Source organism: Pseudomonas sp. FP453 (assembly GCF_030687495.1).
Lineage (GTDB): Bacteria > Pseudomonadota > Gammaproteobacteria > Pseudomonadales > Pseudomonadaceae > Aquipseudomonas.
In genome coordinates this window covers 4257872-4273127 of sequence record NZ_CP117435.1, presented here as the reverse complement: position 1 = coordinate 4273127, position 15256 = coordinate 4257872, and the positions used below count along the sequence as shown (strand labels likewise).

General features: G+C 61.5%; 19 protein-coding genes. 11 read left to right on the top strand and 8 right to left on the bottom strand.

Translation table 11 applies throughout. The features are described from left to right. Together PSH87_RS19375 and PSH87_RS19370 are read left to right on the top strand one after the other, a co-directional pair. Positions 1 to 1323, top strand: a complete 1323-nt coding sequence (locus PSH87_RS19375; protein WP_305430738.1) for an acyclic terpene utilization AtuA family protein — start codon at positions 1 to 3, stop codon at positions 1321 to 1323. Beyond that, positions 1320 to 1640, top strand: a complete 321-nt coding sequence (locus tag PSH87_RS19370) for a hypothetical protein (RefSeq protein ID WP_017735885.1) — start codon at positions 1320 to 1322, stop codon at positions 1638 to 1640. Before PSH87_RS19375 ends, PSH87_RS19370 begins: the two co-directional genes overlap by 4 nt. A gap of 140 nt (positions 1641 to 1780) precedes the next feature. Here PSH87_RS19370 and PSH87_RS19365 read toward each other — a convergent pair whose 3' ends face one another. The 5 genes from PSH87_RS19365 to PSH87_RS19345 form a co-directional block, all read right to left on the bottom strand. Then, positions 1781 to 2152 (bottom strand): glutathione S-transferase N-terminal domain-containing protein, encoded by a 372-nt coding sequence (locus PSH87_RS19365; RefSeq protein ID WP_017735884.1) that lies wholly within the window; start codon positions 2150 to 2152, stop codon positions 1781 to 1783. A 101-nt stretch (positions 2153 to 2253) separates the two neighbouring features. Beyond that, on the bottom strand, positions 2254 to 2799 hold the full coding sequence (gene folE / locus PSH87_RS19360) for a GTP cyclohydrolase I FolE (RefSeq protein WP_003442011.1): 546 nt from the start codon (positions 2797 to 2799) through the stop codon (positions 2254 to 2256). 78 nt (positions 2800 to 2877) lie between these two features. Next, positions 2878 to 3435, bottom strand: a complete 558-nt coding sequence (locus PSH87_RS19355) for a Smr/MutS family protein (protein WP_017735883.1) — start codon at positions 3433 to 3435, stop codon at positions 2878 to 2880. Positions 3436 to 3510: 75 nt separating this feature from the next. Beyond that, positions 3511 to 3831: a hypothetical protein gene (locus PSH87_RS19350; RefSeq protein ID WP_017735882.1), complete on the bottom strand. Its 321-nt coding sequence runs from the start codon at positions 3829 to 3831 to the stop codon at positions 3511 to 3513. 136 nt (positions 3832 to 3967) lie between these two features. Continuing rightward, on the bottom strand, positions 3968 to 4558 hold the full coding sequence (locus tag PSH87_RS19345) for a cysteine hydrolase family protein (RefSeq protein ID WP_026136688.1): 591 nt from the start codon (positions 4556 to 4558) through the stop codon (positions 3968 to 3970). A 238-nt stretch (positions 4559 to 4796) separates the two neighbouring features. Here PSH87_RS19345 and prmB point away from each other — a divergent pair, with 238 nt between their 5' ends. After that, entirely contained in the window at positions 4797 to 5705 is a 909-nt protein-coding gene (gene prmB / locus PSH87_RS19340; RefSeq protein ID WP_305430735.1) for a 50S ribosomal protein L3 N(5)-glutamine methyltransferase, read from the top strand. Between the two features lie 132 nt (positions 5706 to 5837). Here prmB and PSH87_RS19335 read toward each other — a convergent pair whose 3' ends face one another. Both PSH87_RS19335 and PSH87_RS19330 read right to left on the bottom strand, forming a co-directional pair. Further along, positions 5838 to 6644, bottom strand: coding sequence for a hypothetical protein (locus PSH87_RS19335; protein ID WP_017735879.1), 807 nt, complete (start codon positions 6642 to 6644; stop codon positions 5838 to 5840). A 98-nt stretch (positions 6645 to 6742) separates the two neighbouring features. Then, the gene (locus PSH87_RS19330) at positions 6743 to 7705 is read right to left on the bottom strand and encodes an alpha/beta hydrolase (protein WP_305430734.1); all 963 of its coding nucleotides are present in this window, start codon (positions 7703 to 7705) and stop codon (positions 6743 to 6745) included. 142 nt (positions 7706 to 7847) lie between these two features. Between PSH87_RS19330 and aroC the strand changes: the two genes are divergently transcribed. From aroC to PSH87_RS19310, 4 genes are all read left to right on the top strand, one after another. After that, on the top strand, positions 7848 to 8939 hold the full coding sequence (aroC, locus tag PSH87_RS19325; protein ID WP_017735877.1) for a chorismate synthase: 1092 nt from the start codon (positions 7848 to 7850) through the stop codon (positions 8937 to 8939). Between the two features lie 70 nt (positions 8940 to 9009). Beyond that, entirely contained in the window at positions 9010 to 10167 is a 1158-nt protein-coding gene (locus tag PSH87_RS19320) for an MFS transporter (RefSeq protein WP_017735876.1), read from the top strand. Continuing rightward, positions 10164 to 10691 carry an acireductone dioxygenase gene (locus PSH87_RS19315; RefSeq protein ID WP_305430733.1) on the top strand — a complete coding sequence of 176 codons (528 nt, stop codon included), beginning with the start codon at positions 10164 to 10166 and terminating at the stop codon, positions 10689 to 10691. Before PSH87_RS19320 ends, PSH87_RS19315 begins: the two co-directional genes overlap by 4 nt. 206 nt (positions 10692 to 10897) lie before the next feature. Continuing rightward, positions 10898 to 11167 carry a response regulator transcription factor gene (locus PSH87_RS19310; protein WP_017735874.1) on the top strand — a complete coding sequence of 90 codons (270 nt, stop codon included), beginning with the start codon at positions 10898 to 10900 and terminating at the stop codon, positions 11165 to 11167. A 62-nt stretch (positions 11168 to 11229) separates the two neighbouring features. Here the strand turns inward: PSH87_RS19310 and PSH87_RS19305 are convergent, their stop codons facing one another. Continuing rightward, on the bottom strand, positions 11230 to 11508 hold the full coding sequence (locus PSH87_RS19305) for a DUF3509 domain-containing protein (protein ID WP_010208870.1): 279 nt from the start codon (positions 11506 to 11508) through the stop codon (positions 11230 to 11232). Positions 11509 to 11862: 354 nt separating this feature from the next. Between PSH87_RS19305 and PSH87_RS19300 the strand changes: the two genes are divergently transcribed. The 4 genes from PSH87_RS19300 to PSH87_RS19285 all read left to right on the top strand — a co-directional run bounded on the left by PSH87_RS19300 (position 11863) and on the right by PSH87_RS19285 (position 15146). Continuing rightward, positions 11863 to 13689: a long-chain-acyl-CoA synthetase gene (locus PSH87_RS19300; protein WP_305430732.1), complete on the top strand. Its 1827-nt coding sequence runs from the start codon at positions 11863 to 11865 to the stop codon at positions 13687 to 13689. 110 nt (positions 13690 to 13799) lie between these two features. After that, on the top strand, positions 13800 to 14315 hold the full coding sequence (locus PSH87_RS19295; protein ID WP_017735872.1) for an ankyrin repeat domain-containing protein: 516 nt from the start codon (positions 13800 to 13802) through the stop codon (positions 14313 to 14315). A gap of 41 nt (positions 14316 to 14356) precedes the next feature. Then, entirely contained in the window at positions 14357 to 14887 is a 531-nt protein-coding gene (locus PSH87_RS19290) for a hypothetical protein (RefSeq protein ID WP_305430730.1), read from the top strand. 67 nt (positions 14888 to 14954) lie between these two features. Next, complete coding sequence (locus tag PSH87_RS19285; RefSeq protein ID WP_003172956.1) at positions 14955 to 15146, top strand: PLDc N-terminal domain-containing protein; 192 nt, start codon at positions 14955 to 14957, stop codon at positions 15144 to 15146. The last annotated feature ends 110 nt before the right edge of the window (positions 15147 to 15256 follow it).

The following is a 15256-nucleotide window of genomic DNA, read 5'->3' as shown; positions in this document are numbered from 1 at the left end:
ATGAAAACCTTGCGCATCGGTTCTGGCGCCGGCTATTCCGGCGACCGTATCGAACCTGCCGTCGAATTGGCCGAGCGTGGCGAGCTGGATTACCTGGTGTTCGAATGCCTGGCTGAACGCACCATTGCCCTCGCGCAACAGGCGCGGATCAGTGATCCCGCAGGCGGTTACGACCCGCTGTTGAGTGAGCGCATGCGCCGCGTGTTGCCGTTCGTAGGCGATAAGACTGGGCGTCGCCTGCGGGTGATCACCAATATGGGCGCGGCCAACCCCGTGTCGGCGGCGGTTGAAGTGCGGCGTATTGCCTGCGAACTGGGCCTGGATCTCAAGGTGGTCGCCGTTGTTGGCGATGATGTGCTGGACGTGTTGCACGCCGATTTTCTGCTGGATAACGGCCAGACCGTCGGGTCCCTGGGCGAGCGGCTGATCTCGGCGAATGCCTACCTGGGTGTCGAAGGCATCCTGGATGCGTTGCGCGCCGACGCCGATGTGATCGTCACCGGGCGGGTGGCCGACCCTTCGTTGTTCCTCGCGCCACAGATGTTTGAATTCGGCTGGGCGGCGGACGATTGGCAGCGCCTCGGGCGCGGTACGCTGGTCGGGCATTTGCTGGAATGTGCCGGGCAAGTCAGCGGCGGCTATTTCGCCGATCCCGGCTTCAAGGACGTGGATGACCTGGCGCGCCTGGGTTTCCCCTTGGCTGAAATCGATGCCGACGGTGAAGCCTTGATCACCAAGGTTGTCGGCTCTGGTGGGCGGGTCAGCCGCGCCACCTGCACTGAGCAATTGATCTACGAAGTGCATGACCCCGCGGCGTACCTCACGCCGGATGTCACGGCGGACTTTTCCCAGGTGGGCTTTGTTGAAGAGGCGGTTGATCGCGTGCGCGCTCAAGGGGCTGGCGGTCGCGCGCGGCCCGAGCGGTTGAAAGTCAGTGTTGGCTATCTGGACGGTTGGATTGGCGAAGGGCAAATGTCCTACGGCGGGCCGGGGGCTGTCGCACGGGCAGAGCTGGCTAGGGCTGTCGTCCTCAAACGCCTGGAGTTGATGGGCGTGAAGATGCAGGACGTGCGCGCCGAACTGATCGGCATGGACGCGCTCCACGGCCCGCGCAGCACGGTCGAGCCCTGGGAAGTGCGCCTGCGTGTAGCGGCCCGCTGTGAGGATCGCCTTGAGGCGGTGCGGGTTGGCAATGAAGTGGAAACCCTCTACACCAACGGCCCGTCCGGCGGCGGCGGCGCGAGCAAAAGCGTGCGGCAGGTGGTGGCGGTAGCGTCGTTGCTGCTGCCGCGAGATGCGGTCAACCCGAGGATCGAAGCATGAAGTTGCACACGCTGGCCCATTCCCGCACCGGGGACAAGGGCGATACGTCGAACATCTCGATCATTGCCTATCGCGCGGAGGATTACCCGTTGCTGTGTGAGCAACTGACGGCCGAACGCGTGGCTGAATTCTTTGCCGGGTTGCTGGAGCCGGGTGCGGCGCCGGTGCGGCGCTACGCGTTGCCCAATGTGCAGGCGCTGAACTTTGTGCTGCCGGGGATCTTGCGTGGCGGCGTGACTCGTTCACTGGCGCTGGATGCCCATGGCAAGTCTTTGGGCTCCGCACTACTGGACCTTGAACTGGCAATCCATCCTTAACCACACTGCAGACACCTGTGGGAGCTGGCTTGCCTGCGATAGCATCACCTCGGTCTAACTGAAAAACCGAGGTGCCTTCATCGCAGGCAAGCCAGCTCCCACACAAGCCAACTCCCACAGGGGAGGCATCCTTGTATCTGTCAGATCGCAGCAAACCGCTTGTCCAGGTAATCAATGATCACCTTGGAGTCATACATCCAGGTGACCTGGCCATTCTCTTCAATGCGCAGGCACGGCACCTTGATCTTGCCGCCTTGCTCCAGCAGGGTCTGGCGATCTTGCGCGTTGTTCTTCGCGTCCTTCAACGCCACCGGCACATTCAGGCGGTGCAGGGTGCGACGGGTCTTCACGCAGAACGGGCAGGCGTGGAACTGATACAAGGTCAGGTCCTTGGCCGCGGCGTTGACCTGAGCCTGCTGCTCGGCTGAACGCTGCTTTTTACGCGGGCGCGTCAGGAAATCGCCGGCGATGATGATTTGGCCGAGGCCGACACGAAGTGCTTTGACGAACATGGCTGAAACCTCTTGCCCATGACTGAGGGGGCGCATCTTACTTGATTTTCGCGGACGAAAAAAAACCGGCGATGAACGCCGGTTTTTTCCTGCGCAGCCGGTTACTTGATCAGGCTGAGGAATTCGCTGCGGGTTGCCGCGTTTTCGCGGAACTCACCCAGCATCACCGAAGTGATCATCGACGAATTCTGTTTTTCCACACCGCGCATCATCATGCACATGTGCTTGGCCTCGATCACCACGGCCACGCCCAGGGCGCCGGTCACCTGCATCACGGCATCGGCGATCTGGCGGCTGAGGTTTTCCTGGATCTGCAGGCGGCGCGCGTACATATCGACAATCCGCGCGACCTTCGACAGGCCCAGCACTTTGCCGCTTGGGATATATGCAACATGGGCCTTGCCGATAAACGGCAGCAGGTGGTGTTCGCACAACGAGTACAACTCGATGTCCTTGACCAGCACCATTTCGCTGTTGTCAGAGCTGAACAAGGCACCGTTGGTGACTTCTTCCAGGGTCTGCTCATAACCGCGGCAGAGGTACTGCATCGCCTTGGCGGCACGCTTTGGCGTGTCCAGCAGACCCTCGCGGGAAACGTCCTCGCCGAGTTGGCCGAGGATCGCGGTGTAATTCTGTTCCAGGGACATGAAACTACCTGTGGGATTTTCGCAAAGCGCAAGGTTACGGTGGCGGACACATCGCTGCAAGCCTGAAGAGGCTACTTGTTACTCGTCACGCCCTTCCATCATGGTGCGCTTGAGCATCACATACACCGCCCCCGCGCCGCCGTGGCGGGCCTGGCAGGAGGTAAAGCCGAGCACTTGTGCATGCTGGCGCAGCCAGGTGTTGACGTGGCTTTTGATCATCGGGCGCTTGCCGTCCAGGCGGACTGCCTTGCCGTGGGTGACGCGCACGCAGCGGATTTCGAATTTGGTCGCTTCGGCGAGGAAGGCCCACAGGGTTTCGCGGGCTTTTTCCACGCTCATGCCGTGCAGGTCGAGGCTGCCTTCGAAGGGGATCTGGCCGACCTTGAGCTTGCGCATCTGGCTTTCCTGCACGCCGTCGCGGGCCCACATCAGTTCGTCTTCGGGGCCGACGTCGATCACGAACTGGTCCGACAGGCCATCCACGGTAGTGGCGTCGGTGCGCACGGTCGCGGCCTGGCGCAGCTTGGCGATCTGCGCGCGGTCGGCCTTGGGTTTGCCGGTATCGGCGCGGTCGTGCTTGATCGGCTTGACGCCGCGCAGCTCGTTTTTGAACAGGGAAAAATCGTCGTCTTGCATATCAGCCTCCGCGAAGGGCGGGCAGTTTACCTAAATCGCGGCGGCCGGGGCGCAGGAAACGCTATTCAAGCGCCATCAGTCGTGCTTTTTCATCAGGTGGGAAGCGATATTGAGTGACAACGGCTGGCGCATCTTCCTACGGCTACGACGCCATAACCACACGCCCAGCCACAGCACCAGCAACCCGCTCACCAGCAGGATTGCCGAACCGCCAGGGCTGGCATTCAGCTCGCCAAGGGCTGGTGAATGACCAGACAAACCAGCGCCACCAGCACCCGCCAGCAGCAGACCTACTATTGCCAGCAGCGCGGCAAAGCCGGCTACCAGGCGCAGACGCCAATTGCTCGGGCCCTTGGGGCGCAAGCGACGAGCATCAAAACCATCGGATATCTTCATCCCGACCTTTCCTCCAGGGTATCGGCCCTTCGACCGGAAGATACACGGGTTGTTCCGGGGGGAGGGGGAAATGCGCCAAATGAGACGGCATTGGGGATGAGCGGGGCCGTAAACACGCCGCCCATCCGCGGTACGATCAGATCAGATCTTTGGTCAAGGCGAGGGTGGCGAAGTTGTCGGCCATGATGGCCATTTCAGTTTGCTGCACGTGCTCGGCGCTGAGGATGCCGCCTTTGTAAGGCAGGTCGCGCGTGGCGCAGGCGTCTTCCACCAGGGTGCAGCGAAAGCCCAGGTTCTTGGCCGCACGCACCGTGGTGCTGACGCTGGAGTGGCTCATGAAACCGGCCACGATCAGGTCCAGGGAGCCCAGGTCTTGCAGGTGTTTTTCCAGGCCGGTGCCGTGGAAGGCGCTGGGCAGCAGCTTGCCGATGATGGTTTCGTCACCGCTTGGCTCAAGGCCGGAAATGAACTCACCGCGCTCGCCTTGCGGGTCGAACAGGCCGCCGACAGTGCCCAGGTGGCGTACGTGGACGATCGGGCGCCCGGCATTGCGCGCCGCTGCAACCAACTGCTTGATGTTGTCTACCGCCGCGTCCATGCCCGAGAGGGCGAGTGGACCGCTGAGGTATTCCTTCTGGGCGTCGATGATCACGAGGGTCGCATGGCTGAGGTTGGCTGCTGCGTAACCGCGACCGCTGAGTTGAAACATCGTCTTTGGAACGGACATTCTGGGGCTCCTGTGAGGGGGGCTTTTGCGACATTGTCCACTGGCTGAGCGGTTCTGTGAATCGCTACTATCGTAAGGTACGCCGTTGTTGACGTGCAGCCTTGTCAAGTGGGTGCCGTGTTTAATCGAATGCTGGCAATTTGGATGAAATCCGACGGATGGCGACGAAGTTTCGTACATCGTCGGTACAGGCGAAGGCTGTTAGAATCGCCGGTCGTTTTTTCAGGAGTCTGCCCCCGTGATCACTTCCCGCCTGCGCACCTTGCGCGACCACATCCGTTGGGCTGTCAGCCGTTTCCATGGGGAAGACCTGTTTTTTGGCCATGGTACCGACAATGCCTGGGATGAAGCCCGCCAATTGGTGCTCGGTGCCTTGCACCTGCCGTGGGAAATTGCTGATAGCTACCTGGACTGCAACCTGGAAGAAGAGGAAATCTCCCACGTGCAGCGTTTGCTGCACCGACGCATCCACGAACGTGTTCCCACCGCCTACCTGTTGAATGAAGCGTGGTTCTGCGGCATGTCGTTTATCGTGGATGAGCGCGTGCTGATCCCGCGCTCACCGATTGGCGAGCTGATCGAAAACCGCTTCGAACCCTGGCTGGCCCAAGCGCCGGCGCGCATTCTGGATTTGTGCACCGGCTCCGGTTGCATCGGTATTGCCTGCGCCTACGAGTTCCCGGACGCCGAAGTGGTGCTGGGCGACCTGTCCTTTGAAGCGTTGGAAGTGGCGAACCAGAACATCGAGCGCCATGGTGTCGATGAGCGTGTCTACACCGTGCAGGGCGATGGCTTCGACGGCCTGCCGGGCCAGCGCTTCGACTTGATCGTGTCCAACCCGCCGTATGTGGATGCCGAAGATTTCGCCGACATGCCGGACGAATACCAGCACGAACCCGAGCTGGGCCTGGCCTGTGGCGATGATGGCTTGAACCTGGTACGGCGCATGCTGGCCGAGGCGGCGGACCATCTGACCGAGAAGGGCTTGCTGATCGTTGAGGTGGGCAACAGCCAGGTGCACGTCGAGGCGTTGTACCCAGAGGTGGACTTTGCCTGGCTGGACTTCCAGCGTGGCGGGCATGGGGTGTTCATGTTGACGGCGGAGCAGTGCCGTCAGCATCAGGCCGTTTTCGCCGCCCGGGTCTAACGGTAGATCCGCGGTCAATGTGGGAGCTGGCTTGCCTGCGATAGCGGTGGGTCAGTAACCCATGGGCTGGCTGATACACCGCTATCGCAGGTAAGCCAGCTCCCACAGGTTGAATTGCATTTCACCCCGGTTCTAGCGGTGTGTGGCAATCCAGATCAACAACCCCGCCTGAAACACCGTAAACGCCACCAGGCAGGTAATGGTAAAGCGCAGCCCGCTGTCCTCACGCTTGAACTTGGTGACCTTTTCCTCTTCCTTGCGCAGCTTCACTTCCTGTTCCGCCAGGTTCTGCTCGGCCTGTTGCAGCATCTGCGCGGCTTCCAGGATCTCGACAAACTGCACCTTCTCGGTGTTCCAGTTTTCCAGCACATCCCCGACCTTGCCCGGCTGCACGTTACCCTTGAGGTGCTGCACATCGGCGTAGGCCACATCAAAGCCGTGGACCCGCAAGAAGTGATCGCGGCGCAGGCGCGTGGCTTCGTTCAGTGCGTCCTTGTTGGACAGGTCGACGCCGTCGATGCGGTAGCTGGCCCACTTTTTCTTCGCCCACGCCGCCCCTTGGGCCACGAGGAAGCGCCCGATACCGCGGTTGGCCGGTTCGATTTCCAGGCTGTTGCCCGGGCCGAAATGCACGCGGTGTTTATCGTGATCGACCCACACGTCCAAGTGATTCTGTTCGCGCCGCACCCGTTGCCCTGGCAACTGGATGACCATGCGCAGCAGGCTGTGGTGGCTGTCATTGCGCTCGGCATAGCCGAATTGCACGAACCGCAGCGGTCGCACACCGGTGGCGCGGTCGGTGGCCAGGGGCGCCAGGCGCAGCATCTTGAAATGCTCGGGCTGGACATCCGCCCACGGCAGGGGCGCCGCGTCGACGGCCTCGGTTTTATCAGCCGGGGTGTCGGCGGTGGGTTCCGGTGTTGCTTCTGTGGTTGTCATGCGGCGCGATCCTGTCCAAGCCCAGCTAGCCGACAGCTTTTTTGCTGCGACACTGGGCTTATCGGCCGTTTTCTGTAGGACTAGAGACAAATTGTCGCTTAACGGGGTTGAAGTCCGTCGATAAAGCGCACCACACGGCTGCCCAACTCGGCCGCGAGGGGCAATTGCGGGTCGTTGTAGGAGGCCAATTGCTGGTGCACATCCTTGGGCACGATGCGCATCACGTGATTCATGCCCTCAATCAGCGCTAGTTGTGCATCGGGCTTTGCCTTTTTCAACTGCTGGGCATCGCCGATGCCGACCTGGATATCGTTGGTGCCCTGGATGATCAGCGCCGGCATGTTCAATTTGGCGAAGGCCGCCGACGGATCAGCGCGAAACAGGCTGATCAGATAGGGCTGCACGCTCGGTCGGAAAATACCCAGCAGCGGGCCAGGCACGTCCGCATCCACCTGTCCGGCCTTCAAGCTATCCAGGATCTGATTGCTGCGCAGCAACAGGGCAGGGGGCAGGTGATCCGCCAGTTGCTGGCGGATCACTTGATCCACCGGACGTGCGCTGCCGGACAGGGAAATCACGCCCGCCGGTTGCAGTTGCGGCGCGGCGAGGGCCGCCACCAGCGCGCCTTCGCTGTGGCCGAGCACCACCAGCGGGCCCAGGCGCTTGTCGGCCTTGAGCCGTTTGCCCCAGGCCACGGCGTCGGACACGTAGGCGTCGAGTGTCAGGTTACGTTCGTCCGGCGTGGCCGCCAGGCTGGCGGCGACGCCGCGCTTGTCGTAGCGCACGCTGGCGATGTTGTGCCGGGCCAGTACCCAGGCCAGGCGCTTGAGGCTGTCGTTGCGGGCGCCGTCGGCGCTGTTGCCGTTGCGGTCGGTGGGGCCGGAACCGGCGATGATCAGCACCACCGGCACCGGCTTGTCGGATTGGGGCAGCAGCAGTGAGCCAAACAGCTCGCCGCTGCCGGTGTCCAGGCTGATGGGCCGTTGCAGCACCACGGGGGAGGCGGCGTGGGCCACGGCGGTAAACAGGGTGAGGGCCAGCAGTAGAACTCGAAGCATCATCGCGCCATCATCAGGGAGGTGCCGGTTCGACCAATGTCTACCCGGAAGGTTTCGAGGATGAACTAGTCGGTTGGCCCGCGTATACTGGCGCGCTTGGTTATCACCCCTGAGTGATTACAACTGATTTCACGGAGCGCCCTGCATGTCCGGCAATACCTTCGGCAAGCTGTTCACTGTCACCACCGCGGGCGAAAGCCATGGCCCGGCGTTGGTCGCCATTGTCGACGGCTGCCCGCCCGGCCTCGAGCTGTCCCTGGAAGACCTGCAGCGTGACCTCGACCGCCGCAAGCCCGGCACCAGCCGCCACACTACCCAGCGCCAGGAGCCCGACGAAGTCGAGATCCTCTCCGGCGTGTTCGAAGGCCGCACCACCGGGTGCGCCATCGGCCTGTTGATCCGCAACACCGACCAGAAGTCCAAGGACTACTCGGCGATCAAGGACCTGTTCCGCCCGGCCCACGCCGACTACACCTACCACCACAAATACGGTGAACGCGACTACCGGGGCGGCGGCCGCAGCTCGGCCCGTGAAACCGCGATGCGCGTGGCCGCGGGTGCCATTGCGAAGAAATACCTGGCCACCCAGGGCATCGTGATCCGTGGCTACATGAGCCAGCTGGGACCGATCGAGATCCCGTTCAAGACCTGGGACAGCGTGGAAGACAACGCCTTCTTCAGCCCCGACCCGGACAAAGTGCCGGAGCTGGAAGCCTACATGGACCAGTTGCGCCGCGACCAGGATTCCGTCGGTGCGAAGATCACCGTGGTGGCCGAGGGCGTGAAGCCGGGCCTGGGCGAGCCGATCTTCGACCGCCTGGACGCCGAGCTGGCCCATGCGCTGATGAGCATCAACGCAGTGAAGGGCGTGGAAATCGGCGCCGGTTTTGCGTGCGTATCCCAGCGCGGCACCGAGCATCGCGATGAGCTGACGCCAGAAGGTTTCCTCAGCAACAATGCGGGCGGCATCCTTGGTGGCATTTCCTCCGGCCAGCCGATCGTGGCGCACCTGGCGCTCAAGGCCACGTCGAGCATCACCACGCCGGGCCGCTCGATCGATGTGCATGGCAACCCGGTGGACGTGATCACCAAAGGCCGCCATGACCCGTGCGTTGGCATCCGTGCCACGCCGATTGCCGAGGCGATGATGGCCATCGTGCTGATGGACCACCTGCTGCGCAACCGTGGGCAAAACGCCGACGTTCGTGTAACCACCCCGGTGCTGGGCCAGCTGTGACCTGTAGCCAGGGAGCTTGCTGTGGCGAGGGAGCTTGCTCCCGCTGGGCTGCGCAGCAGCCCCAACCCACATGACGCTTCCCTACTGGCGCCTCTCCAGCTTCTACCTCTTCTACTTCGCCCTGCTCGGGGCGACGGCGCCGTTCCTGGCCCTGTACTTCGATCACCTGGGCTTTTCCAGTGCGCGCATTGGCGAACTGGTGGCCATCCCCATGCTGATGCGCTGCGTGGCGCCCAACCTGTGGGGCTGGCTGGGGGATTACACCGGGCGGCGCCTGGCCATCGTGCGCTTTGGCGCGGTGTGTACCCTGGCAAGCTTCTCGCTGATCTTCGTCAGCCAGACCTACGCCTGGCTGGCCCTGGTGATGGCGCTGCACGCGTTCTTCTGGCACGCGGTGCTGCCGCAGTTTGAAGTGATCACCCTGGCGCACCTGCAAAAACAGACCTCGCGCTACAGCCAGATCCGCCTGTGGGGTTCCATCGGTTTTATCCTTACCGTGGTGATCATGGGGCGCCTGTTCGACTGGCTGAGCCTGGATATCTACCCGGTGGTGGTCGTGGTGATCATGGCCGGCATCATCGGCGCCAGTCTGTGGGTGCCGAATGCGCAGCCGGCCAGCCACGGCAACCGCCTGGCGGGCGACGGCTTTCTCAAGCAACTGCGCAGCCCCGGCGTACTGGCGTTTTATGCCTGCGTGGCGCTGATGCAAATGAGCCACGGCCCGTATTACACCTTTCTTACCTTGCACCTTGAGCACCTGGGCTACAGTCGTGGCCTGATCGGCCTGTTGTGGGCGCTGGGGGTGGTGGCGGAAGTGCTGATGTTTTTGGGCATGAGCCGCATCCTCACGCGCTTTTCGATACGCCGGGTGCTGCTGGCCAGCTTCCTTTTGGCGGCGGTGCGTTGGTTGTTGCTGGGTTCGTTTGCCGAATTTTTCTGGGTGCTGCTGTTGGCGCAGGTGCTGCACGCCGCCACGTTTGGCAGTTTCCATGCGGCGGCGATTGCCTTTGTGCAACGCAGTTTCGGCGACAGACAACAGGGCCAGGGCCAGGCGTTGTACGCCGCGCTGGCCGGCACCGGCGGGGCGCTGGGTGCGCTGTATGCCGGTTACAGCTGGAACCTGTTGGGGCCGACCCTGACTTTCAGTATCGCCAGCCTCGCGGCGCTGGCCGCCGCCATTATCATTGGCCTTCGATTGCAAGAGCCCAACAGAGGAACCGTGCAATGAGTTATGTCGCTGTCTACCACGTCGCCACACCGGACACCCCGAACAAGGTCCTGACCCATCTCGACGACATCGTCGCGACCCTGGCGGAGCATGGCGTGCGTTTCCAGCGCTGGCAGCCGTGCCCGATCGAGAAAGGCGCCAGCGATGCTGACATGATCGCCGCGTACCAGCAGCAGATTGCTACCTTGGGTTACGGCAATGTCGAGGTGTTCAGCGTCACGAGCGCTGATCCGCAAAAAGACCAGGTGCGCGCGCAATTGCTCAGCGAGCGCCACTACCGCGAGGACCATGCGCGCTTCTTCATCGCCGGGCAGGGACTGATTGCCTTGCATGTGGGGGACTATGTGTACGCCGTACGTTGTGAGAAAAACGACGTGTTGCTGATTCCGGCGGGCTTGCCCCATTGGACCGATATCGGTGAGAACCCGCACTTCGTGACACTGCACTTGTTTAATACGGTTGCAGGCGAGGCCGTTCTTACAGGTGACGAAATTGTCCGTCGTTTCCCAGGCTTGGACGATTAAGCACAAGTTCTTGAATGTTCAACCCCGGCGAGTTGGAAGTTGTCGTGGGAAGAACCTTATTCGGTTGTAGGGCTCAGCTGTTTATTGCGGGCCTTACGCCTTAATACCATTCGTTATGCAACTCTTCCTGGCACCCACGTTTATATCACCTGTCAATCGGAGAAGTCCGAAGGTGGTGAAGCATCCGCCGATAAAGGAGAGATGTAATGAGAGGCGCAGAGGAGCTGTACCCGCCGCTGTATACCCTGCCCAACGCTATCAGAAGACGCCTGAGCTTGGCGGGCAAGTCCCTGACGCCGACGGAGCTGGAGATCCTGCGGTGGGCGTCGAACGGCAAGACCGTCTGGGAGATCAGCCAGATTCGCGAGACGTCCGAGGCCACGGTGAAATTCCACCTGCGCAACATCTACGGCAAGTTGGAAGTGACCAACCGCGTACAGGCGATGAATGAAGCGGCGCGCCAGGGACTCTGGTGACAGGCGCATGAAAAAGGGCCGCAACGCTGAATGGCGTTGCGGCCCTTTTTTGTGCCGGGTGTTTAAGCCGAATGGTAGGTCGGCAAGGCAAAGCGATTCTGGCTTTGCAGCATCGAAATCTGTGGCAGGTCGCTGGCTTGTTCGGCCAGGTCGCGGCGAATGGCGCTGATCACCCACGTCAGTTGGTCGGCGGTGTGCAGTTGTTGGTAGGAGATGGAGCGCTTGACCTGCTTGCCTTCGCTGTTGCGCAAGGTCAGCAGGATGCCGCCGTCCGGGCGAGGCTGGGTGGTGACATCGTAGTTGGAGAATACTGAAGCGAATTTATCTTGGATCAGGCTCATGTCTATCAGCTCCGTTGGCTCAAGTTGGCAAGCATGGAGTGATAGGTGCAGTGATTGTGCCATCTAGCCTTTCTAAGAAAAATCCTTATAGATCAGTAGCTTATAAAATTCACGAATTTTTGTTTTCGTGCAAATTGCATGAATGGCCATCATGCATCCTGCATTTTGCGCTATTCAACCGGGTGGTTGGGCGCGCCGATATCTATGAAGACTGCCCTTGAACGGCGAAATTCCCTTTTTCTGCGGCTGTTCATCGGGATACAAAACTTTTCAAATCCCGCGTGTACAGGTGAACAAGGGCTGACGTAATTTCCTGCAAGGCATAACGAAGAATAAGAAAAAGGACGTTCCTCCATGAGCCATCCGCAAAACGACATGATCACCTGGCGCATGCTGTTGCGTAAGGTGCCCGCCATTGTTCGCGCCCTGCCACGGGTGGTGCGCGGCATGCGTGCTGCCAACGTCACCGACCCGGCCCAGCCTTGCGGGTTGGGCTGGCACTTCGAGCAGGCCACCCTGCGCAATCCCGATGGCACCGCGCTTTTATACGCTGACCGCGTGCTCAGCTACCGCGAGGCCAATGGACGCGCGAACCGTATCGCCCATTTCCTGCAGGCCCAGGGCGTGCGCAAGGGTGACGTGGTGGCGATGTTTATCGAGAACCGCCCCGAGTTGCTGCTGAATGTACTGGCCGTGGCCAAGCTCGGTGGCATCTGCGCCATGGTCAACACCTCACAGACCCACGGCACGCTGGTGCATAGCCTGAACCTGGTGAACCCGGTGGCGATTGTGGTGGGCTCGGAACTGGTGGCGTCCTTTGAGGCGGTACGTGATCAGGTGGCGATTCCGGCCGAACGCACGTGGTTTGTCGCCGATCAGCAGGCCAGCGAGGTGCCTGCGGGTTACACCGACCTGATGGCCGCCAGCGCCGAGTGCCCGGCGGAAAACCCGGCCAGCACCGCGCAGATCTTCTTCAATGACCCGTGCTTCTATATCTACACCTCCGGCACCACGGGCCTGCCCAAGGCCGGCATCATGAAACACGGCCGCTGGACCAAGACCGCCGTCAGCTTCGGCAGCATCGCCCTGGACATGGGCCCGGACGACGTCCTCTATTGCACCTTGCCGCTGTATCACGCCACCGGCCTGTGTGTGTGCTGGGGCTCGGCGATTGTCGGCGCGTCGGGGTTTGCCATCCGGCGCAAGTTCAGCGCCAGCCAGTTCTGGGACGATGCGCGCAAGTTCAACGCGACCACCCTGGGGTATGTCGGCGAGTTGTGCCGTTACCTGCTCGACCAGCCGCCCAGCGCCAGCGACCGTGACAACCGCGTGACCAAGATGGTCGGCAATGGCCTGCGCCCCGGGGTCTGGGCGCAGTTCAAGCAGCGCTATGGCGTTGACCATATCTGCGAGTTGTATGCCGCCAGCGACGGCAATATCGGCTTCACTAACGTGCTGAATTTCGACAACACCATCGGCTTTTGCCTGCAACACTGGGCGCTGGTGGACTACGCCCACGACAACGGCGAGCCGATCCGTGGCAGCGATGGCTTCATGCGCAAGGTGCAGACGGGCGGGCAGGGCCTGTTGCTGGCGCGAATCGATGAAAAATCCCCGTTCGACGGCTACACCGACCCGGAAAAGAACCGCAAGGTGATCCTCACCGACGTGTTCGAAAAGGGTGACCGTTACTTCAATACCGGCGACTTGTTGCGCAGCATCGGCTTTGGTCATGCGCAATTCGTCGATCGCCTGGGGGACACCTATCGCTGGAAGGGTGAGAACGTCTCCACCACCGAGGTCGAGAACATCCTGTTGCAACACCCGCAGATCGCCGAAGTGGTGGCCTACGGGGTGGAAATCGAAAACACCAACGGCCGTGCGGGCATGGTCGCGATCACCCCGAGCGAGTCCCTGGCGTCGCTGGACATGCGTGAACTGTTGCAGTTCGCCCATGGCCAGTTACCGCCCTATGCGGTGCCGTTGTTCCTGCGGATCAAGGTGAAGATGGAGACCACGGGCACCTTCAAGTACCAGAAGGTCAAGCTCAAGGAGGAGGCGTTCGACCCGGAGAAGGCGGGTAACGACCCGGTCTACGCCTGGTTGCCGGGCTCGGACTGCTACGTGCCGGTAACGGGGCAGTTATTGGCGCAGATCCAGGGCGGCCAGTTCCGTTATTAATGTCGCGCCATTGATTCTGCCTATGGCCGCTTTTGGCAAAAAAGCCATGACAGTGGGGAACTCCATCGCGACACTAGGCGCCTATATAGCCATCGCCAGGGAGCCCCCACATGTCAGACCAACCCAAACAAATGACCGAAGACGAAGCCGCCGAATTTGCCGAGCAGGTCTTTGACGTTGCGCGCCGGGGCGACGCCGCTATGCTCGCCGCACTGCTGGCCAAAGGCTTGCCTGCGAATTTTCGCAACCATAACGGCGACACCCTGCTGATGCTCGCCGCCTACCACGGCCATGCCGAGGCGGTAAAAGTACTGCTGGAATTCAAGGCCGACCCACTGATCGCCAATGACAAGAATCAACTGCCGATTGCCGGCGCTGCGTTCAAAGGCAACCTGGACGTGGTCAAGGCCCTGATCGAAGGCGGCGCGCCGGTGGATGCGGCCTCTTCCGATGGCCGCACCGCATTGATGATGGCGGCGATGTTCAACCGCGTGGAGCTGCTTGACTACCTGCTCGGCCAGGGGGCCAACCCCAAGGCCGCTGATGCCCAGGGTGCAACTGCACTGGCGGCGGCACAGACCATGGGCGCAGTGGATACGGCGGCGAAGTTGCAGAAACTGGTGTAGGCTTTGCGCCCTCAAAATCCAGCCCACCACAGGATCGCCCCATGAAAGCCGCCCTCGTCGAACTCATCAGCAAAATCAGCGCCAGTGTCATGAGCGAGGACGAGGTGGCCCGCATCGCCGACGAAGCGGTCCAGGCCTACGCAGACCCGGAGGCGTTTCTGGCGGCCAACCCGGATATCAACTACGACGACAGCTTCCCGATCCCGCTGGGTGAATGGATAGTCGTGGGCAGCCTGCCGGACACCGCACTGTTCCAGGCCGACACCTACGGCGAGCTGTTTGCGCAGATCATCGCCTCGTTCGGCCCCGGCGTGGCGTTCAACCTCAAGCCCAAGCAACTGGCCAAGACCGAAAACCTCACGGCGTTGAGCCGCATCCAGATCCAGATGAGCGCCCTCAGCCCAGAAGACGGTGGCTACACGCTGCTCAACTTCAGCCAGTTGCTCGATGACGAGATTCAAACAGTGCTGGTCTACGGCAAGGACCTGCCACGCGTACTGGAGTTGTGTGCCGAAGTCGGTATCAAGGCCGAACCTTCGCTGGAAGCGCTGCGAATCGCCCTACACGTGTGAAATAAAACGGAACCCCCGTCAGGGCTGACTATCCTACAAGTGCATGCCCTCACTTAGGAGCGACACCATGGGTTCCACTTTTAATGGCTTGATCGGGCTGATCATCCTCGCGCTGGATATCTGGGCGATCATCAACGTGTTCAAAAGCGGCGCGAGCACGGGCGCCAAAGTGCTGTGGATTTTGCTGATCCTGTTGTTGCCGGTGCTGGGCTTGATCATCTGGGCGATTGCCGGGCCACGGGGCAACGTGCGGATCTGAACCGCTCGCCAAATCTGATCTAAGCACAATCAGTGTGGGAGCGGGATTGTGTGGGAGCTGGCTTGCCTGCGATAGCATCACCTCGGTGTAACTGAAAGACCGAGGTGCCC